General features: G+C 70.0%; 14 protein-coding genes. 10 read left to right on the top strand and 4 right to left on the bottom strand.

Annotation, left to right across the window (positions count from 1 at the left end; all coding sequences use genetic code 11):
* Window positions 1-47 precede the first annotated feature (47 nt).
* Complete coding sequence (locus ACIPSA_RS38280) at window positions 48-1,022, top strand: hypothetical protein (RefSeq protein ID WP_402643421.1); 975 nt, start codon at window positions 48-50, stop codon at window positions 1,020-1,022.
* Here ACIPSA_RS38280 and ACIPSA_RS38275 read toward each other — a convergent pair.
* From ACIPSA_RS38275 to ACIPSA_RS38265, 3 genes are all read right to left on the bottom strand, one after another.
* Entirely contained in the window at window positions 997-3,267 is a 2,271-nt protein-coding gene (locus ACIPSA_RS38275) for a hypothetical protein (protein ID WP_402643419.1), read from the bottom strand. The genes ACIPSA_RS38280 and ACIPSA_RS38275 overlap by 26 nt on opposite strands.
* A complete protein-coding gene (locus ACIPSA_RS38270; protein WP_402643416.1) occupies window positions 3,257-4,405 on the bottom strand; it encodes an ATP-binding protein in 1,149 nt (382 codons plus the stop codon). Before ACIPSA_RS38270 ends, ACIPSA_RS38275 begins: the two co-directional genes overlap by 11 nt.
* A 248-nt stretch (window positions 4,406-4,653) precedes the next feature.
* Window positions 4,654-6,093, bottom strand: coding sequence for a hypothetical protein (locus ACIPSA_RS38265; RefSeq protein ID WP_402643413.1), 1,440 nt, complete (start codon window positions 6,091-6,093; stop codon window positions 4,654-4,656).
* A gap of 608 nt (window positions 6,094-6,701) precedes the next feature.
* Between ACIPSA_RS38265 and ACIPSA_RS38260 the strand changes: the two genes are divergently transcribed.
* The 5 genes from ACIPSA_RS38260 to ACIPSA_RS38240 all read left to right on the top strand — a co-directional run bounded on the left by ACIPSA_RS38260 (window position 6,702) and on the right by ACIPSA_RS38240 (window position 11,416).
* Window positions 6,702-7,787, top strand: a complete 1,086-nt coding sequence (locus ACIPSA_RS38260) for an S-(hydroxymethyl)mycothiol dehydrogenase (protein ID WP_402643410.1) — start codon at window positions 6,702-6,704, stop codon at window positions 7,785-7,787.
* The gene (locus ACIPSA_RS38255) at window positions 7,787-8,419 is read left to right on the top strand and encodes an MBL fold metallo-hydrolase (protein ID WP_402643408.1); all 633 of its coding nucleotides are present in this window, start codon (window positions 7,787-7,789) and stop codon (window positions 8,417-8,419) included. Before ACIPSA_RS38260 ends, ACIPSA_RS38255 begins: the two co-directional genes overlap by 1 nt.
* Before the next feature lie 250 nt (window positions 8,420-8,669).
* Complete coding sequence (locus ACIPSA_RS38250) at window positions 8,670-9,032, top strand: bifunctional 3-phenylpropionate/cinnamic acid dioxygenase ferredoxin subunit (RefSeq protein ID WP_402643406.1); 363 nt, start codon at window positions 8,670-8,672, stop codon at window positions 9,030-9,032.
* A complete protein-coding gene (locus ACIPSA_RS38245; protein ID WP_402643404.1) occupies window positions 9,029-10,192 on the top strand; it encodes an NAD(P)/FAD-dependent oxidoreductase in 1,164 nt (387 codons plus the stop codon). Before ACIPSA_RS38250 ends, ACIPSA_RS38245 begins: the two co-directional genes overlap by 4 nt.
* 90 nt (window positions 10,193-10,282) lie before the next feature.
* The gene (locus tag ACIPSA_RS38240) at window positions 10,283-11,416 is read left to right on the top strand and encodes an aromatic ring-hydroxylating dioxygenase subunit alpha (RefSeq protein WP_402643401.1); all 1,134 of its coding nucleotides are present in this window, start codon (window positions 10,283-10,285) and stop codon (window positions 11,414-11,416) included.
* Between the two features lie 64 nt (window positions 11,417-11,480).
* Here ACIPSA_RS38240 and ACIPSA_RS38235 read toward each other — a convergent pair whose 3' ends face one another.
* Window positions 11,481-12,278, bottom strand: a complete 798-nt coding sequence (locus ACIPSA_RS38235) for an IclR family transcriptional regulator (protein ID WP_402643398.1) — start codon at window positions 12,276-12,278, stop codon at window positions 11,481-11,483.
* 155 nt (window positions 12,279-12,433) lie between these two features.
* Between ACIPSA_RS38235 and betA the strand changes: the two genes are divergently transcribed.
* The 4 genes from betA (at window position 12,434) to ACIPSA_RS38215 (ending at window position 19,300) form a co-directional block, all read left to right on the top strand.
* A complete protein-coding gene (gene betA, locus ACIPSA_RS38230) occupies window positions 12,434-14,104 on the top strand; it encodes a choline dehydrogenase (protein WP_402643396.1) in 1,671 nt (556 codons plus the stop codon).
* Between the two features lie 638 nt (window positions 14,105-14,742).
* Window positions 14,743-16,212: an aldehyde dehydrogenase family protein gene (locus ACIPSA_RS38225; protein WP_402643393.1), complete on the top strand. Its 1,470-nt coding sequence runs from the start codon at window positions 14,743-14,745 to the stop codon at window positions 16,210-16,212.
* A 20-nt stretch (window positions 16,213-16,232) separates the two neighbouring features.
* A complete protein-coding gene (locus tag ACIPSA_RS38220; RefSeq protein ID WP_402643390.1) occupies window positions 16,233-17,324 on the top strand; it encodes a glycine betaine/L-proline ABC transporter ATP-binding protein in 1,092 nt (363 codons plus the stop codon).
* Window positions 17,324-19,300 (top strand): ABC transporter permease, encoded by a 1,977-nt coding sequence (locus tag ACIPSA_RS38215; protein WP_402643388.1) that lies wholly within the window; start codon window positions 17,324-17,326, stop codon window positions 19,298-19,300. Before ACIPSA_RS38220 ends, ACIPSA_RS38215 begins: the two co-directional genes overlap by 1 nt.
* The last annotated feature ends 7 nt before the right edge of the window (window positions 19,301-19,307 follow it).

Below are 19,307 nucleotides of genomic sequence, written 5' to 3'. Positions count from 1 at the left end.
GCCGCAGTGAGCGAATCCGCCGTCGGCCGAAAGGAGTGTGCACACAGATGAACCCGGATGCCTCCGCGGCGGTGAGCGATCCCAGGATCCTGATAGTGCCGCAGACCAGCCGGGGCTACGGCGGTCTGAGCAAGGAGTGCCGCGCCACGGCCAGGGACTGCCCGCAGATCCGGTCGATCACGCACATCGTCGACCACACGGTCACGTTCGCCGTGCAGCGCCCGGACGCGGTCCCGCTGCCCGGGGGACTGGCCTGGGAGGAGGAGGCCGACACGGAGGGCCGGCCGGGACGCGGACTCGTCCGCTGGGTGCTGCGGATCGACCACGCCATGCAGGAGCTCGACACCGGTGAACTGATGCGCACCCTCGTGGTCACCGCGGGAGGCGGAATCCAGTGTTCACGCCTGCACTCCGGCCAGTATCTGGTCGGCATCAGCGAGTCCGGCGCCGGCTGCGCCCCGATGGACGAGGCGATGAACCGGATGGTCAGCAAGATCAGACAGGAGCGCCATCTGACCGACGAGCTGCCCGGTGGCAGGCCGGGCGAGGTCATCGAGCCGTTCGTCGCGGAGAGTCCGCTGCTCATGCAGGTCCTCACCCGTGACGCGGAGGAGGAGCACCGGCTGCGGGCCATCTGGCACCGCCATCTGAATCCGACCGACCTGCACTACGCGGCCTACTACCGCAACTGGTCGCTGGTGTGCGTCGGCGACACCTTCGACCACCAGGAACTCGACGACACCTTCGGTCGCGTCACCGCCCCGGCACGGCGGGCGCGCTACCGCGACCTGGTCTGCCGGCTGCAGAACGAGCTGGACACCCTGGGCAGCATCATCGAGCCCGTGACCCGTGACCCGGTCCGGCGGCTCGTCCTCGACGTCGTCGAGGGCGCCTTCTACATGCACTGGCTGGACGGCGCCGAGGGCGAGTTCGTCGTCGGTGTCACCTTCCGGCAGCCGAAGGTGGCGGTGGCCGAACAGCGGCTGCGGAAACTCGTCAAAGAGGTGCGGGCCCCCCGCTGACGGCCGTGCGTAGGCGCCGCAGGACGTCGTCCGCGAGCTGCCCGAGCATGTCCTGCACCGGTGTGCCGGTCCGGTGCGCGGAAACCGCCGGCTCGGCCGGGCGGTCGTCGAGACGGGGCAGGGACTCCACCGAGATCTCGAAGCCGCGGCAGATGGCGAACAGTTCGGCCCGGTCCCGTCCGTCCGACCCGTCCTCCCACCAGCGGACGATCGCCTCGCGGAAGGCGTCGAGCAGCCGACGGGCCACCACGACCGCTCCCATCGTCTGGAGAGCGGAGGCGTCGACGGACACCTGACGGGGCCGCGGCGGGCGGTCGGAGCCGGTGCGGGCGACGGGAGTGAGGCTGGGGCGCGGGCCGGTGCCGTCCGTCAGCAGATGGTCCACCGCTTCGCGGGCGCGCCGAAAGGGCGCGCGGACCGGCTCCGGGAGGCGTTCTTCCGAGGCGTCCTCCGGGGAGGAGAGAGCGGGGGCCGGGGCGGGGCGGGTGAGGAGGAGCTCTATCCCGTCGACGCGTTCCAGGAGCGTCTGCTGCTGTCCCTGCAACGCGTCGAGGCGGTTGGAGACCTTGCTCAGGACCGTGTTGCGCCGCCCGGCCCGCAGCCGTTCGGCGAGGCTCCTGACGCTGGTGCGGAGCGTGTCGTCAAAGGCGGGGTCGTCGAGCACCAGGGGCACGGTGCCGATCGCCGTGGCCACCTGGGTGCGCATCTGCCGACAGGCATGGCCGTTGACCACGACGAGAAGTTCGATGCCGTCGGCGGCCCCCGCGTCGCGCGCGTGGCTGAGGAAGTTCGTGATGGCGTCGACATCGCCGGTGGTGAGGATCGAGGGCACCGGGAGCAGGGCGATCCACGTCGTGCGCGTCACCTCGATCCACATGGGTTCGCCCGACTCCCGTGGCCTGGGCAGGTTCCCCAGACCCCGCGGCGGCAGGTTGTGCCACCACTGGTCGCCGGCGAGCACCCGCTCCAACCGGTGGGCGACCTCGCCCATGGGCCGTTTCTCGTGTGTCGTACGGATCGCCCGGTGCACCGCCTCGACACCAATCTCGGGGGCACCGGCGCCGGCCGCCTGTTCCCACGTCCCCTCGCAGATCCGCAGGATCTGGCGGGGCACCCCGTCGGACAGGGTCACGATCTGCCGTACGGCGGGATCGGTGAACGGCGCGTACGGCGGGCCGGACTCGGGCTGCTCCAGACCCTGGTGGATGTACTCCGCGATCAGCTGACGCGTCGCAGGTGCTTCCCAGCTGTCCAGCCACAGCGGCAGCACCCGCTCGTGCAGGGACGCGGGCATGGCGGACCAGAGGTCGGGCCGCACGCAGAAGATCATGAGCCCGCCCTGGTTGAGATAGCGGTTGACCAGCATCTCGAAGGCGTTGAGAAACAGCGCCCGCTCCCGGTCGGGCCAGTTGGTGGTCTTGTCCACCTCGTCGAGCACGAGCGCGTACGGCCGGCCGCTCTGGCCGTAGACGAGACTGAAGACGGAGAGGGCCTCGAAGACTCCCTGGATGCCCTTGATGGACGCGATGACGCCCCGCTCCCGCAGTGCCGGGGACGCGGCCTCGCCGGACAGCCAGCGCCAGACGTCTGTCTGGTAGTCCTTGTTGGTGAGCAGGGCGAGCGCGGTGGCGAAGGCACGGTGGTCGGTGACTCCGCGCAGGTGGCTGCGCAGATGGCGGTGGATGCGCTCCTCGTCCAGGTCGAAGGCGCGGGCGACCTTCTGCGGGTCGAGCCGCCGGTCGCGCAGCCCGCGCAGAAACTCGTCCTTGGCCGCCCCGAGGCGCTGGCTGTCGTCCTCCTCCAGGATCTCTGCGGCCACGTCGGCGTAGAAGTCGGTGATGGCCTGCTCGAAGTCGGCCATCGCGTCGATGTTGTCACGGGGACTCATGAGGCGGTGCTGGAAGACGGAGTTCATGTCGACCGACGGCTGGCTGATCACCCACAGCGCGGGCGTGGGCGTGTTGCTCCTGAACTGTTCCGTGGCGCGGACGGCGAGATGGCTCTTGCCCAGCCCGAACTCGCCGACGAGGGCCAGCACCCGGCCGCGCGTCTCACGGCCGCCCGGATGGTGGAGGTAGCGGCGGACGTGTCCCATCAGGTCGTCGTGCACCCGGCCGGGAACGTTGATCGAGGGACGGGGCGACCCTGCTCCTACCTGAGTGGTGTCGTCGAACCCTTCCAGCTGGACGCTGGTGCTGCCGCGGAAGGGGTTTTCTCCCGCGCCCGGAAAGGAGTCAGGGCTCATCACGTCGGTCCTCTTCACTGTCGGGGTGCTCGCGTTCGAAATCGGCCAGGTTCGGTGGTTCCTTCAGGAAATCGTCGGGATTCGGCTTGTTCTGGTTGAACCAGAGCACCATGCGCTTCCTGCCCAGGTGGCCCTCATGCGCGTCGACCGCTTCCTCCGCCGCCCGGCGCAGACAGTCCTGCAATTTCGAGATGCTGACGAAGACCCAGGCGGCCGGTTCGTATTCGAGCAGGTCGTCCGTGATGGTGACGCGCGGGCCCGGAATATCCTCGATCTCCATCCAGTGGCGGAGGTACTTTCCCCAGTCGGCGGATTCCAGTTTGTCCGTCTTGAGGAGGGTGACGCCACGGCGTTCGCGCTCGTCGAAGATCACCTTCAGTTCGGCCTCGAGCCGGGTGTATTCGGTCTCGACGAAGAAGACCACCCCGCGGTCGGCCTTCTTGTGGCAGAAGCGGAGGAATTCCCAGGCCGACGTGTCGTTGTCCCACCTGATGTGCGGCACGATCACGGCGAGTCTGCGCCCAGTCGTGGCCAGCGCGTCCGTGAGGGCCCGCCAGGCGAGGTAGTGATCCGGGGAATCGATGTTCGGGCCGCGGGCGGCGGCGAACTCGGGGTCCTTGTTGAGCTGGTCCACGACCGTGCGGAAGATGCGCTCGGTGACCGTGTGCAGCTGGGGCGCCTCCCGGCGACCGCTGCGCGAGGACTCCAGGTCGCCGCCCTTGTTCTGGATGCCGCCGACCGGGACCACGTGGACCGTCGTGGCGGGGTCGCGACGGCACCAGGACTGCTGCTCCTCTCCGCCCTCGGGGCCGGTGGCCGCCGTGGGCTCCTGTGCCGCCTCGTCGAGCCACCCGACGAGTTCGTGGACGCACATGTGCAGCAGGCTGCTCTTGCCCGTTCCGCGCAGTCCGCTGACCACGACCAGGTGTCCCCGGCCGTCCTGGCGCGGCTTGATCGTGTGGGCCATGCGCCCGAGCTCCCTGCGGAAGGTGTGAAGGGCTGCCGGCACGTGCTCGATGTCCACCCACAGGTCCTCGTGGCCCTGGATGTACCAGGGCGCCAGCGGCTGGAACGTCGGCCAGGGGGGTGCGCCGTCTTCGGGGGGCGTTCCGAAGAGGCTGCACGTGATGAACGGCATGGTGAGTGTCCCCCCGTACGTGTGCTCCGGGCGCCTCGTCCCCTGGGGTCGCCCGGTGGTGTGCGTCATGTGTTCGATTGCGGCCGGGTGGCCGGGGCCGCGGTGGGCGGGGCGGCGCGTGATTCCACGGCGCCGCGCCGTCGTACCGGAGGAGTGCGCTCCTCGCCGACCGCGCTCGGCCCATCGGTCCCCCCCCCTTACGGCAATGACCGGCAATCACCGTGTGACAAACGTTTGCTGATGGTGTATCAGTTCCCTGTGGCGCTGTCCCGGCGCACGCTCGTGCGTGCGGTCGCGCGGCCGTCCCCTCTGTGTGATCCCCCTTCCGCGGAGTGTGCAGTCATGCCTCCGCCGGGTCGGCGGGTGCCGCCCGTCCCCGGCGCGCCGTGGTCCGGTGCGGCAGCCTCCTCGGGCGCTGCCGTGACCGCCGCGATTGCCGCGACCTGGGCGGGGGACGCGGACGATGGCGTCCGCGGGAGGTGGAGGAGGAAGACCCTCGTTCGCGGGCGCGGCAGCCACTGGCGGATCCAGCTCCAGCTCCACTCGTCGGCCCGTGCCCACTGGAACGCGTAGTGCAGGACGTTGACGGTCAGGATCGCGGGGCCGACGATCCCGACGGTGCCGGGGAACGACGGTTCGAGGGTGAGGGCCAGCAGGATTGCGGTGATGCCGTTCTGCTGCCCGAGTCCCAGGTGGGCGCGGTCGGCCCGGGACAGCCGGGGGCGTACCAGCAGCCGGCCGATGAGCAGCGTGACGAGGAACTGCGCGGCGAACGCGCTGGCGCCGAGCACCAGTCCCTGCACCATCCGGATGTGCCCGGAGGACAGGACCACCCCGAGGATGCCGGAGGCGGCGAGGAAAGCCAGGGAGACCGTCCGTTCCAGGGCCTTTCCGAAGCGCCCCAGGCGGACGAAGAGCCCGACCAGCGCCACGGAGAGGACCGTCATATGGGCCGCCGCCCCGAGTACGAGGGCGCAGACCAGCGCGAGGGCGGTCAGGTCGAGGAAGCGCGCCCCGTCCGCCTGCCGGGCCGGTTCCGTCTCCCCGGCCTGTGCCGCCGGGTGCTCCCGGCGCTGCCACCACCGGACGATCAGCCGCCAGAGCAGCCGTACGGCGTAGGCCAGCGCGATGTTGAGGAGCAGACCGGTGAACACCCGGGCCGTGTCGGACGCCACCGAGCCGCCGCCGTGCGCCGAGCCGTCCAGGCGCATGGCGAGGGCGGAGAAGTACACGGTGAGCAGGACGGTCATGGGGTCGTCGAACGACGCCCAGATCGAGAGGATGGCCTTGGCCCGGGCCGAGACCCGCTTGTTGCCCTGCGTCGCGGCGACCGAGAGCGGGTCGATCTGTGCGACGGCCATGCCCAGGACGAGGTAGGCGGGTTGGTGGAACGCGAGGATCATGACACCCGCGATGAGTGTCGCCTTGAGGAGGACACCGACGGTGACGGCGACCAGGACGGCCTTGAACGAGCGGCGCGCCTCGCCCAGGTCGATGTCATGCGTGCTGCCGTACAGGCCGACGGCCAGGAGCAGGCCCGCGGTGTAGTCGTACCCGGGGGTGCCCGAGATGTCCCCGGGATGGGTGAGGAGCCCGATGCCGGCCCCCACCGCCACGGCGGCGCACGCCGCCAGGACGATGCCCGGTGGGCCGGCCCGGTCTCTGCCCCGTAACGCAATCAGCCCCAATGGCTCCGCTCCGTCCGTCCTTGTCGCGGGTTCGGCCGCGCGGTGAGGGGCGGAGAACCGGGCGGTCCGGCGCCGTGGTAACGCGAGTTGCCCATCATGACGTATGTGGAGGCCGGGTCTATGGCATACGTGGAGACCGGGCCTGTCGCAGAGGTAGGATCACACAAAATCTTGCTCCCCCCGTTGTTGCCCCGTAGGTGTTGCCCGGCAAGACAAGGCACACCAAATCAGCGTATCGAGATACGTGCCGGTCGGGCAGGGGATAGGTGGACATCTTGTCGCCCATATGGATCACCGAGCCCAGGGGCGCCGTGGCGGCTCGCACAATACGCGGTCGGGGGATATCACGTGTTTGACATTGCGGAACGTGTTCGGAATCCGACGAGCCCTTCACTCGAATGGGGTATCAAAGCAAAAGATGTTCCAAGTACCCGGAAATCGAGGTGTCCGATTCCGGGCGGGCGCTCCCGTCGCGGCTCCCCGTCCGGTGTCGCGGGGTGCATCCCGATCCTTGACCGCCGCTCGGTGCTCCAGGATGCTGTGTTGCGACACGTGAGATGTGTGCCGTAATGAGCAACGTCTCGACTCGTACCAGCCGAGGAGTGGCCATGACCCACCAGGTTCGTGCCGTTGTCGCGCGGAGCAAGGGCGCCCCTGTCAGCCTGGAGACGATCGTCGTGCCCGACCCCGGTCCCGGCGAGGCGCTGGTCAAGGTCGAGGCCTGCGGCGTCTGCCACACGGATCTGCACTACCGCGAGGGCGGCATCAACGACGACTTCCCCTTCCTGCTGGGGCACGAGGCGGCCGGTGTGGTGGAGTCCGTGGGCGAAGGGGTCACGGAGGTGGCGCCCGGGGACTTCGTGATCCTCAACTGGCGTGCCGTGTGCGGCCAGTGCAGGGCCTGTCTGCGCGGCAGGCCGTGGTACTGCTTCAACACGCACAACGCGAAGCAGAAGATGACCCTGACCGACGGCACCGAGCTCTCGCCCGCCCTGGGCATCGGCGCCTTCGCCGAGAAGACGCTGGTGGCGGCAGGGCAGTGCACCAAGGTCGACCGGGCGGCGTCCGCTGCCGCCGCCGGGCTGCTGGGGTGCGGGGTGATGGCGGGCATCGGAGCCGCGATCAACACCGGCAACGTGGGACGCGGTGACAGCGTGGCCGTCATCGGGTGCGGAGGCGTCGGGGGCGCGGCCATCGCCAGTTCGCGGCTCGCCGGGGCGGCCAGGATCATCGCGGTCGACATCGACGACCGCAAGCTGGAAACCGCCAGGAGGCTGGGCGCGACCCACACGGTCAACTCCAAGCAGACCGATCCGGTCGAGGCGGTCCGGGAACTGACCGGTGGCTTCGGGGCGGACGTGGTGATCGAGGCGGTGGGGCGGCCGGAGACGTACCGGCAGGCCTTCTACGCCCGCGATCTGGCCGGCACGGTCGTGCTGGTCGGCGTGCCCACCCCGGAGATGAAGCTGGAACTGCCCCTGCTGGACGTCTTCGGCCGGGGCGGGTCGCTGAAGTCGTCCTGGTACGGCGACTGCCTGCCCTCCCGTGACTTCCCGATGCTCATCGACCTCCATCTGCAGGGCCGTCTCGACCTCGACGCGTTCGTGACGGAGACCATCGCCCTGGACGAGGTCGAGAAGGCCTTCGAGCGCATGCACCACGGTGACGTCCTGCGCTCGGTGGTGGTCTTCTGATGGCCGGTGCGCGCATCGAACGCCTGGTCACCTCCGGGCAGTTCACGCTCGACGGCGGCACCTGGGACGTGGACAACAACGTGTGGATCGTGGGCGACGACAGCGAGGCGGTCGTCATCGACGCCGCCCATGACGCCGACGCCATCGTCCAGGCCCTCGGCGGACGCGCCCTGCGCGCGATCCTGTGCACCCACGCCCACAACGACCACATCGACGCCGCCCCCGATCTGGCCGCCCGCACCGGCGCCCCGATCCTGCTGCACGCCGACGATCTGCCGCTGTGGAAGCAGACCCACCCCGACCGGGCGCCGGACGGCGAACTGACCGACGGGCAGACCGTCACGGTCGCGGGGACCCCGCTGACCGTGCTGCACACCCCGGGTCACGCCCCCGGGGCCGTCTGTCTGTACGCGCCGGACCTCACCGCGCTCTTCAGCGGCGACACGCTCTTCGCGGGCGGTCCCGGGGCGACGGGAAGGTCGTACAGCGACTTCCCCACCATCGTCGAATCGATCGGGGAACGTCTCCTCACGCTGCCGCACGACACCGTCGTGCACACGGGTCACGGGGAGACGACCACCGTCGGTGCCGAGGCGCCGCACCTCCAGGAGTGGATCGACCGAGGCTTCTGACCGTCCGCGACGGCCCCGCCCCGCTGACGGCGCCCTGTGCGCCGCGGTCGGCGGCGAGGCCGTCGCCGCACCTGTGCGGCGCCCGTTCTCCCTGCTCAACCGCGTTGTCCGGGACGCTCCGACGCGCCCGGAGAACCGCCGTCGCAGCCGCTTCGAACCAGCCCTTGGACGCCTTGACAACGGTTCGGGACGGCCCGCAGACTGGCGTTGCGCTAATCGCAATCCGTTTCGCTATACGCACCGAGGTGTCATGATGATTCCCGCGTGCCGTCTCGCGGATCTGCCGCGAGGCGAGGCCCACCGGCTCGACATCGACCCGCCGGTCTCGGTGTTCCACACCGATGACGGCGAGCTCTTCGCCATCGACGACACCTGCACCCACCAGGACGCCTCGCTCGCCGACGGCTGGCTGGAGGGCTGCGAGGTGGAATGCCCGCTGCACGCCTCCAAGTTCGACCTGAGGACCGGTGCCGTCGACGCCCCGCCGGCCAAACTCCCGGTCCGCACGCACGAGGTCGTCGTCGAGGACGACATGATCTACGTGCGGGTGTCCACGGACGCTCCCAACCTGCCGCCCTGTGTCGCGTCCCGCCTGGCCGGAGGTCCCGCGTGAGGACCGTGGCCGTGGTGGGCGCCTCGCTGGCCGGTCTGTCGGCCGCGCGCTCGCTGCGGAAACGGGGGTACGACGGTCGGCTGGTCGTCATCGGCGACGAGCCGCACCGCCCCTACGACAGGCCCCCGCTGTCCAAGGAGTTCCTGTCCGGTGCCATCGGCGAAGCGGATCTGGCACTGGAGCGGGACGACGAGGACCTGGCGGCGGAGTGGGTGCTCGGCAACCGCGCCACCGGGCTCGACCGCACCGAGCGGGCGATCCGGCTCGCCGACGGCCGGGAGATCCGGGCCGACGGCGTGGTCGTCGCGACGGGCGCCGCGGCGCGCACGCTGCCCGGAACCGACGGCCTGGCCGGCGTGCACGTGCTGCGCACCCTGGACGACGCCCGTGCCCTGCGGGACGAACTGGCCCGCGGCGGGCGGCTGGTGGTGATCGGCGGCGGATTCATCGGCGCCGAGGTCGCCTCCACCGCGTACGCCCTCGGACTCGATGTCACGGTCGTCGAGGCGGCGCCGACACCCCTGGCGGGGCCGCTCGGCGAGACCATGGGCGGCATCGTCTCCGCCCTCCACGCCGACCACGGCGTACGGCTCCGGTGCGGTGTCGGGGTGAAGGGGCTGAGCGGGGAGAGCCGCGTCGACGCCGTGCTGCTCGAGGACGGCCGCAGCGTTCCCGCCGACACGGTCGTCGTCGGGGTGGGGGCGCGCCCCTGCGTCGAGTGGCTGGAGGGGTCCGGCCTCGCACTCGACAACGGCGTGCAGTGCGGCGCCGACGGCCGCACCGGCCTGGCCGGCGTGGTCGCCGTCGGGGACTGCGCCAACTGGTACGACCCGCACACCGGTACGCACCGGCGCGTGGAGCACTGGACCGGCGCGCTGGAACGCCCCGATGCCGCCATTGCCGCCCTGCTCTCCCACGGCGCGACGGAACCGGGCGCGCCCCGGCCGCCGTACTTCTGGTCCGACCAGTACGGCGTGAAGATCCAGTTCGTCGGCCATGCCGCCGGTGCCGACAGCGTGACGGTCGAGGAGGGCTCCACCGGCGACCGCAGCTTCCTGGCCGTCTACCGGCGCGCCGGCCGACCGGTCGCCGTACTCGGGATGAACCAGCCCCGGCTGTTCACCCGCTGGCGCAAGCAGCTGAGCGCCGCCGCGCCCTGACAAGTGCAACGCCCCATGCCCGACGCCGTCCGAAGTCGCTCTTCCCGGCGGGTGAAAGACCGATCCACGACGTTTCCCGAGGAGTGCAGCGTGACCTCGACAAACCTGCCGGACAGCCTGATCGCCACCCTCCCCGGCTCCGCCTACACGGATCCGGGCATCTTCGCCCAGGAGCAGGAGCGCATCTTCGAGACGATGTGGTTCTGCGTCGCTCGCGCCTCCGACCTGCCGAAGCCCGGCGCCTTCCGCACCGTCGACGTGGGCCGCGAGAGCATCCTCGTCACCCGTGCGCGTGATAACGCCGTCCGTGCGTACTTCAATGTATGCCGGCACCGGGGAGCCAAGCTCTGCACGGAGGAGACCGGCGAGGTCAAGCGCGCCTTCCAGTGCCCGTACCACGCCTGGACGTACGACCTCGACGGCCGGCTCGTCGCGGCGCCCAACCTCACCAAGATGCCCGACGTCGGCCGTACCGAGTACGGCCTGGTGGGCGTGGCCGCCCGCGAATGGCTCGGCTATGTCTGGGTCTGCCTGGCGGAGGACCCGCCCTCCTTCGAGGAGGACGTCATCGGCGAGGTGATCACCCGCCTCGGCGACGTGGAGTCGATCGAGCACTACGGCATCGACGACCTCGCGGTCGGCAAGCGGATCGTCTACGACGTCAGGGCGAACTGGAAGCTCATCGTCGAGAACTTCATGGAGTGCTACCACTGCGCCACGATCCACCCCGAACTGACCGAGGTGCTCCCCGAGTTCGCCGACGGCTACGCCGCCCAGTACTACGTGGGCCATGGCGCCGAGTTCGGCGAGGAGGTCCAGGGGTTCACCGTCGACGGCTCCCAGGGCCTCGACCGCATCCCCGGGGTGTCCGAGGACCAGGACCGCCGCTACTACGCGATCACCATCAAGCCGCAGGTCTTCATCAACCTCGTGCCCGACCACGTGATCTTCCACCGTATGTACCCGGTGGCCGCCGACCGCACGATCGTCGAGTGCGACTGGCTCTACCTGCCCGGTGTGGTGGAGAGCGGCAAGGACGTCAGCCGGTCCGTGGAACTCTTCGACCGGGTCAACCGTCAGGACTTCGAGGCCTGCGAACGCACCCAGCCCGGCATGAGCTCACGGCTGTACGCCAAGGGCGGTGTTCTCGTGCCCAGCGAGCACCACATCGGCGCCTTCCACGGCTGGGTGCACGAGCGCCTCGGTACCCGGCAGCCGGAGTGACCCGGGCCGTATGCCCGGGGCCCGCGCTCCGGAGCGCCCGGCGTCCGGAGCACACGCGGGCTGCTCAGCCGAGGTAGCCCATCCGGTGACTGATCTCCTCGGCGCCGTTGACCAGCACCGGAGCGAGCTCGTGCATGCGCTCCTCGGTGAACCGGTACGAGGGCCCGGAAGCGCTGATCGCCGCGATCACCTCGCCGTCCCGGTCGCGGACCGGCGCGGCCATGGCGTGCAGACCGATCTCCAGCTCCTCCAGCGTCCAGGCGTAGCCCCGCTCCCGGGCCTCGGCGAGGTTCTTCTCCAGCTTCGCCTTGGCCGTCAGGGTGTGGGGGGTCACCTTCTTCAGGCCGGACTCCGACAGCAGCGCGGCACGCTCCTTGGCCGGGAGGTGGGCGAGCAGGATCTTGCCGCTCGACGTGGCGTGCAGCGGGGTGAGCTCCCCGACCCAGTTGTGCGCGGCGACGGCGGCCGGGCCGCGCACCTGGTAGAGGTTGATCGCGTAGTGCTCCTGCATGACGGCGATGTTGACCGTCTCGCCGATCTCCTCGGCCAGGCGCTCGCAGACCGGGCGGCCCTGCTGCGTGATGTCGAGGCGTCCCGTGACGGCGCCCGCCAGGCGTACGATGCCGAAGCCGAGCCGGTACTTGCCCCGCTCGCCCGCCTGCTCCACCAGACCGCGCGCCTCCAGGGCGCCGAGCAGCCGGAACGCGGTGGACTTGTGAACATCGATCTCGGCGGCCACCTCGCTCACACCCGCCTCGCCGCGCTGGGCCAGGATCTCCAGGACGCTGATGGCCCGGTCGACGGACTGGACGCCGCCGGCCGGGGAACCGTTTGTTTCGGTATCCGGACTGAAGTTGCTCATAGCGAAACTATACGCGCAGTAAACAACGCACTTGCAAGTAACCGGGACGAAATGAAGGCCTTGCAAGTTGCGCGGTTCGCAACCTGGTGCGTATAGCGATACCCGTATTAGCATGCCTCGCGTATCGACGGCGCGAGCGAGCGAGACGAGGCACCATGGCTCCCCTGCACTACGACTTCGTCATCGTCGGCGGTGGATCAGCCGGCAGCGCACTGGCCAACCGGCTCTCGGCCGACCCGGCGAACCGGGTGCTGGTACTGGAGGCGGGGCGGTCCGACTACCCCTGGGACGTGTTCATCCACATGCCCGCGGCGCTGACCTACCCCATCGGCAGCCGCTTCTACGACTGGAAGTACGAGTCCGAGCCCGAACCCCACATGGGCGGCCGGCGCATCTACCACGCCCGCGGCAAGGTGCTGGGCGGCTCCAGCAGCATCAACGGCATGATCTTCCAGCGCGGCAACCCCATGGACTACGAGCGCTGGGCCGCCGACCCCGGCATGGACACCTGGGACTACGCGCACTGCCTGCCGTACTTCCGGCGCATGGAGAACTGTCTCGCGGCCGACCCGGACGACGAGTTCCGCGGCCATGACGGCCCCCTCGTCCTGGAGCGCGGCCCCGCCACCAACCCGCTCTTCGGTGCCTTCCTCAAGGCCACCGAGGAGGCGGGCTACGCGCCCACGGACGACGTCAACGGCTATCGGCAGGAAGGTTTTGCGAAGTTCGACCGGAATGTCCATCGCGGACGGCGTCTCTCGGCCTCCAAGGCGTACCTCAAGCCGGTCCGGAAGCGGCCCAACCTCACCGTCAGGACCCGCGCCTTCGTCAACCGGGTCCTCTTCGAGGGCAAGCGTGCCGTCGGTGTCGAGTACCAGCACGGACGCGGTGCGCCGCGGCAGGTCCGGGCCGGTGAGGTCATCCTGTGCGGTGGCGCGATCAACTCCCCGCAACTGCTCCAGCTCTCCGGCGTCGGCAACGCCGCCGAGCTGTCCGCCCTCGGCATCGACGTCGTCCATGACCTGCCGGGCGTCGGCGAGAACATGCAGGACCACCTGGAGGTGTACGTCCAGTACGCCTGCAGGCAGCCCGTCTCCATGCAGCCGTACATGGCGAAGTGGCGCGCCCCCTTCATCGGGCTCCAGTGGCTGTTCCGGAAGGGCCCCGCGGCCACCAATCACTTCGAGGCCGGCGGCTTCGCCCGCAGCAACGAGGACGTGGACTACCCCAACCTGATGTTCCACTTCCTGCCGGTCGCGGTCCGCTACGACGGCTCCTCGCCGTCCGGCGGACACGGCTATCAGGTGCACATCGGGCCCATGTACTCCGACGCCATCGGCTCCGTGAAGATCAAGAGCAAGGACCCGCGCGAGCACCCGGCGCTGCGCTTCAACTACCTCTCCACCGAGCAGGACCGCCGGGAGTGGGTCGAGGCGATCCGCGTGGCCCGCCGGATCCTCGGCCGGCCCGCGCTCGCCCCGTACAACGACGGCGAGATCTCGCCCGGACCCTCCGTCGAGACGGACGAGGAGATCCTCGCCTGGGTCGCCAAGGAGGGCGAGACCGCCCTGCACCCCTCGTGCACCTGCAAGATGGGCACCGACGAGATGTCCGTCGTCGACCCGCTGACCATGCGGGTGCACGGCCTGGAGGGGCTACGGGTCGTCGACGCCTCGGTCATGCCCTACGTCACCAACGGCAACATCTACGCGCCCGTGATGATGGTCGCGGAGAAGGCGGCCGACCTGATCCTCGGCAACGAGCCGCTCGCTCCCTCCGAAGCCGCGTACTACCGTCACCGCGACGCCCAGAAGCAGGCCGGGTAGGCCCTGGGCGCCGGGGCCCTGCGGGCGCCGCTCGGCCGCGTCCGCCAACTCGGCGAGCTGGGCAGACCCTCGTGGGGCGGCCGCGAGCGCGATCCGGTCTGATCGGCCGGGCATGCCGCTCGGTCGAGGCCAGAGGCGTCAGCCGGGGCCGGAGACATCGGCTGGGGCCGGAGGCGAGGACCGCCGAACCCAGCCCGTATACACGGCGTCGTACGAGAGCGGGGCCGGAATCCCATGATTCCGGCCCCGCGCCCGCGCGCGTACGTCTGCTGGCAGGGCTTCGCGCCCAGGGCGCCGGTGCGGCAGTGGAAGGGCAGGTCGTTCAGACGGTGGCCGAACCGGTAACGCAGATGTTCCAGGCCGGTGTCCGGATCGGACACGTCGAAGTGGACCCTCATGACTCACGGCCGGATTGCGATCCAGTGGGCATGCACAGGGCTCCATCGGTGCGCAATATGCAACTTGGTGAGCGATGCGCAACATGTTTCAGCCGAGGACTGTCGGCGGTCCAGACAGGGACGTTCGGCCCTTGTGAAAACGACGGGACCCCTTGACGTATCCCGGTGCGTCGGCCAGGGTTCCCTCACAAGCAATTCGATGCACGATGCGCAACGAATTTAGGTCGAAGGGCTCCGCGCGTGGCAGACCTGTATGTGGACGGAGAATGGCGCGAAGCGGTGGCCGGAGGTCACCGGGAGATCCGCTGCCCGGCGGACGGCACCGTGGTGGCGACGGTGTCCGAGGGGACCCGCGCCGACACCGAGGCCGCGATCGCCGCGGCCCGCCGGGCCTTCGACGCCGGCCCCTGGCCGCACACCCCCGAGCGTGAGCGCGGCGCGCTGCTGTTGCGCACCGCCGGCATCATCGAGCGCGACGCCAAGGAGTTCGCCCGCGCCGAGTCGCTCGACACCGGCAAGCGCCTGGTGGAGAGCGAGTACGACATCGCCGATGTCGTCTCCTGCTTCCGCTACTACGGCGGCATCGCCGGCACCAGCGCCGGCCGGGTGGTCGACACCGGCCGTGACGACGCCCTCAGCCGGGTCACCTACGAGCCCGTCGGCGTCTGCGCACTGATCACCCCGTGGAACTACCCGCTGCTGCAGGCCTCTTGGAAGGTCGCCCCCGCCCTCCTCGCGGGCAACACGGTCGTGCTCAAGCCCAGTGAGCTGACGCCTTCCACCTCGATCCTGCTGATGCGGGCCCTGCACGAGGCCGGACTCCCGGCCGGCGCCGCCAATCTGGTGCTGGGCGCCGGAGCGGAGGCCGGTGCGCCGTTGTCCGAGCACCCGGCCGTGGACATGGTGTCGTTCACCGGAGGCCTGCAGACCGGACGGCACATCATGGCCACCGCCGCCGCGACGGTGAAGAAGGTCGCGCTGGAACTCGGCGGCAAGAACCCGAACGTCGTCTTCGCCGACGCGGACTTCGAGACCGCCGTGGACTTCGCGCTCACCGCCGTCTTCCTGCACTCCGGGCAGGTCTGCTCGGCCGGCGCCCGGCTGATCGTCGAGGACTCCCTGCACGACGCCTTCGTCGACGAACTCGTCCGCCGCGCCCGGCTCATCCGCCTCGGCGGGCCCTTCGACCCCGAGGCCGAGACGGGTGCGCTGATCTCCGCGCAGCACCGGGAGAAGGTCGAGGCGTACGTCGCCACGGGCCTCGCCGAGGGCGCCGTAGTGCGCTGCGGCGGCGAGCGGCCCGACGACCCCGCGCTGGCGAACGGCTTCTACTACCCGCCCACCGTCCTCGACGAGTGCCGGCAGGACATGCGCGTGGTGCACGAGGAGTCCTTCGGTCCCGTGCTCACCGTCGAGCGGTTCAGTGACGAGGACGACGCCGTCCGTATCGCCAACGACACGGAGTACGGACTCGCCGGGGCCGTGTGGACGCAGGACGCGGGCAAGGCCCAGCGGGTCGCGCGCCGCCTGCGCCACGGCACGGTGTGGATCAACGACTACCACCCCTACGTGCCGCAGGCGGAATGGGGTGGGTTCGGGCACTCGGGCGTGGGCCGGGAACTGGGACCGACCGGTCTGGACGAGTACCGAGAGCCCAAGCACGTCTGGCAGAACATCCAACCCCGGCCGCAGCACTGGTTCCGCGGCTGAACGCCGAAAAGAGGTCGATCGTGACCCCAGCACAGACCGAGGTGTCGCAGCGGCGCGACACGTCCCAGGAACCCCAGGACCGCACCCCGGTCATCTCCGTGCGCCGGCTGTGGAAGGTGTTCGGGCCGAAGGCCGACCAGGTCCCGGACTCCGAGGAGTTGTGCGGCCTCACCCGCCGCGAGCTCATGGACCGCACCGGATGCACCGCCGCCGTGCGCGACGTGAACTTCGAGGTGTCGCCCGGTGAGGTCTTCGTCGTCATGGGCCTGTCCGGCTCCGGCAAGTCCACCCTGGTGCGATGTCTCACCCGGCTGATCGAACCCACCGCGGGCGAGATCGTCTTCGAGGGCGAGGACATCCGGGGCGCCGACCCCAGGCGGCTGCGCGAACTGCGGCGCAACAAGTTCTCCATGGTCTTCCAGCACTTCGGTCTGCTGCCCCACCGCAGGGTCGTCGACAACGTGGCCTTCGGCCTGGAGATCCGCGGCATGAGCAAGGCGGAGCGCACCAAGCGGGCCATGGAGGTCGTCGAACTGGTCGGCCTGGCCGGATACGAGAACTCCTATCCCGACCAGCTCTCCGGCGGTATGCAGCAGCGCGTCGGCCTCGCCCGCGCCCTCGCCGGCGACCCGGACGTGCTCTTCTTCGACGAGCCGTTCTCCGCGCTCGACCCGCTGATCCGCCGCGACATGCAGAACGAGGTCATCCGGCTGCACCACGAGGTCGGCAAGACCATGGTGTTCATCACCCACGACCTCTCCGAGGCCCTCAAGCTCGGCGACCGCATCCTCATCATGCGCGACGGCAAGATGGTGCAGTGCGGCACCGGCGACGAACTCGTCGGGGCCCCCGCCGACGACTATGTACGGGACTTCGTCCAGGACGTGCCGCGTGGCGACGTACTGACCCTGCGCTGGATCATGCGCCCCGTCGAGCCCGACGACGCCCTCGACGGCCCCGAGCTGGGACCGGACGTCGTGGTGCGCGAGGCCACCCGCGTGGTGCTGGCCGCCGAGAAGCCGGTCAAGGTCGTCGAGAACGGCAAACTGCTCGGCATCGTCGGTGACGAGGAGATCCTCTCCGTCGTCGCCGGACAGCAGGGCGGTGCGTGATGGCCGTCGCCGCCGACGCGACCGCGCCGGTCGCGCCCCTGCGCGAGAAGGTCAGCCGCCCCATGGTGCTGGCGGCGATCCTGATCGTCTGGCTGGTGCTCTTCGCCGCGCTGCGCGGCAGGCAGACGCTGACCCTCGCCGCCGCCGACCTCACGGGTCTGCACCGCTGGCTCAACGACGTCAACGACACGATCGGCGCCGACCGCAACTCCAACCCGCTCTTCCTCTACTTCTTCAACGAGATCCGCCTGGTCATCGACAACCTGGTGACCTTCATCCAGTCGCTGATCTCCCAGCCCACCGACGGCCGTCCGGTCCCCCAGATCGGCTGGCTCGGCGTGGTCGGACTCACCGGCTACGTCTCCTGGGCCGTGGGCAACTGGCGGGTCGCCCTGCTGGCCGTGGCCGGCTTCACCTTCCTCGGGCTGCAGGGCCTGTGGCAGGAGAGCCTGGACACGCTGGCGCTGACCCTGTCGGCGGTCTTCGTGGCGCTGCTCATCGGTATCCCGCTCGGCGTGTGGGCAGGCCTCTCCGACCGGTTCAACCGGATCATGACGCCCTTCCTGGACTTCATGCAGACGATGCCGACCTTCGTCTACCTCGCCCCGCTGACCCTGTTCTTCCTCATCGGCGGCGCCTCCGCCACGATCACCACGGTCATCTACGCGGCACCGCCCGCCATCCGCATCACCGCGCACGCCATCCGCTCCGTACCGCGGACCACCGCGGAGGCGGCCGACTCGCTGGGCACCACGCGAACGCAGCAACTGCTCAAGGTCCTGCTGCCGTTGTCCAAGCGCACCGTGGTCATGGGTATCAACCAGACCATCATGGCCGCCCTGGCCATGGTGACCATCGCCGCCCTGATCGACGCTCCCGGACTCGGTAAGACCGTCGTCCAGGCGCTGCAGTCGCTCGACGTCGGCACGGCCTTCAACGCCGGTCTCGCCATCGTCGTCATGGCCATCGTGCTCGACCGGGTCACCACGGCGGCGGCCGCACGCGACGAGGCGGCCCGGCGCTCGGGCGACCGGTTCCTGAAGTGGCGCCGGCCGCTGCTGGGGGCGGGCGGAGTCGCTGCGGCCGTCCTGGTCTATCTCTCGCACACCTACGTCTGGGCGGCCGAGTTCCCCGGCGGGGGCAGCACCGGAAGCCACATCGCGAGCGCGGCCGACACGGCCACCACCTGGATGCAGGACCATCTGTCGGGCCTCACCAACGCCTTCCGGGACGCCATCACCAACGGTCTGCTGAACCCGTTCCAGACCCTGCTCACCGACTCCCCGTGGTGGCTGGTCGCGGCGGTCCTGGTCGGCCTCGGCGTGGTGCTCGGCGGCTGGCGCGCCGGGGTGACCGCGGCCGTGTGCGTGGGCCTGCTGGTCGGCACCGGTCTGTGGTCGGACAGCATGACGACGCTGGCATCGACCGTCGTGGCGACCGTGCTGGTCATGGTGCTCGGCGTCGCCTTCGGCGTGTGGATGGGCCGCAGCGCGCTGGTCGACCGGGTCGTCCGGCCCACCCTGGACGCGGCGCAGGTCATGCCGCCGTTCGTCTATCTCGTGCCGTTCCTCGCGCTCTTCGGCGCCACCAGGTTCACCGCCATCGTCGCGGCCGTCGTCTATGCCGCGCCCGTCGCGATCAAGATCATCGCCGACGGCGTGCGGAACGTGCCGGCGACCACCGTGGAGGCGGCCTCCTCCGCCGGGTGCAACACCTGGCAGATCATCACCAAGGTTCAACTGCCGATGGCACGCAGCGCCCTGACTCTCGCGACCAACCAGGGTCTGATCTACGTGCTGTCGATGGTTGTTGTGGGCGGCCTGGTAGGGGCCGGCGCCCTCGGCTACGACGTCGTGGCCGGATTCTCGCAGGGAGAGCTGTACGGGAAGGGACTGGCGGCGGGACTCGCCATCGTACTGCTCGGAGTCATGTTCGACCGGATCACTCAGGCTGCGGCGCGACGCACCAGGGCATAAGGAGCAG

The organism is Streptomyces sp. NPDC086549, assembly GCF_044746205.1.
Classification (GTDB): domain Bacteria; phylum Actinomycetota; class Actinomycetes; order Streptomycetales; family Streptomycetaceae; genus Streptomyces.
The sequence above is the reverse complement of the archived record's forward strand: the minus strand, read 5'-3'. Positions and strand labels throughout refer to the sequence as shown.

Bases quoted from the DNA above. Each gene is read 5' to 3' on its own strand.
- ACIPSA_RS38235 (WP_402643398.1), bottom strand. From the start codon at position 12,278: ATGAGCAACTTCAGTCCGGATACCGAAACAAACGGTTCCCCGGCCGGC.
- ACIPSA_RS38260 (WP_402643410.1), top strand. From the start codon at position 6,702: ATGACCCACCAGGTTCGTGCCGTTGTCGCGCGGAGCAAGGGCGCCCCT.
- betA (WP_402643396.1), top strand. From the start codon at position 12,434: ATGGCTCCCCTGCACTACGACTTCGTCATCGTCGGCGGTGGATCAGCC.
- ACIPSA_RS38270 (WP_402643416.1), bottom strand. From the start codon at position 4,405: ATGCCGTTCATCACGTGCAGCCTCTTCGGAACGCCCCCCGAAGACGGC.
- ACIPSA_RS38280 (WP_402643421.1), top strand. From the start codon at position 48: ATGAACCCGGATGCCTCCGCGGCGGTGAGCGATCCCAGGATCCTGATA.
- ACIPSA_RS38275 (WP_402643419.1), bottom strand. From the start codon at position 3,267: ATGAGCCCTGACTCCTTTCCGGGCGCGGGAGAAAACCCCTTCCGCGGC.
- ACIPSA_RS38255 (WP_402643408.1), top strand. From the start codon at position 7,787: ATGGCCGGTGCGCGCATCGAACGCCTGGTCACCTCCGGGCAGTTCACG.
- ACIPSA_RS38215 (WP_402643388.1), top strand. From the start codon at position 17,324: ATGGCCGTCGCCGCCGACGCGACCGCGCCGGTCGCGCCCCTGCGCGAG.
- ACIPSA_RS38250 (WP_402643406.1), top strand. From the start codon at position 8,670: ATGATGATTCCCGCGTGCCGTCTCGCGGATCTGCCGCGAGGCGAGGCC.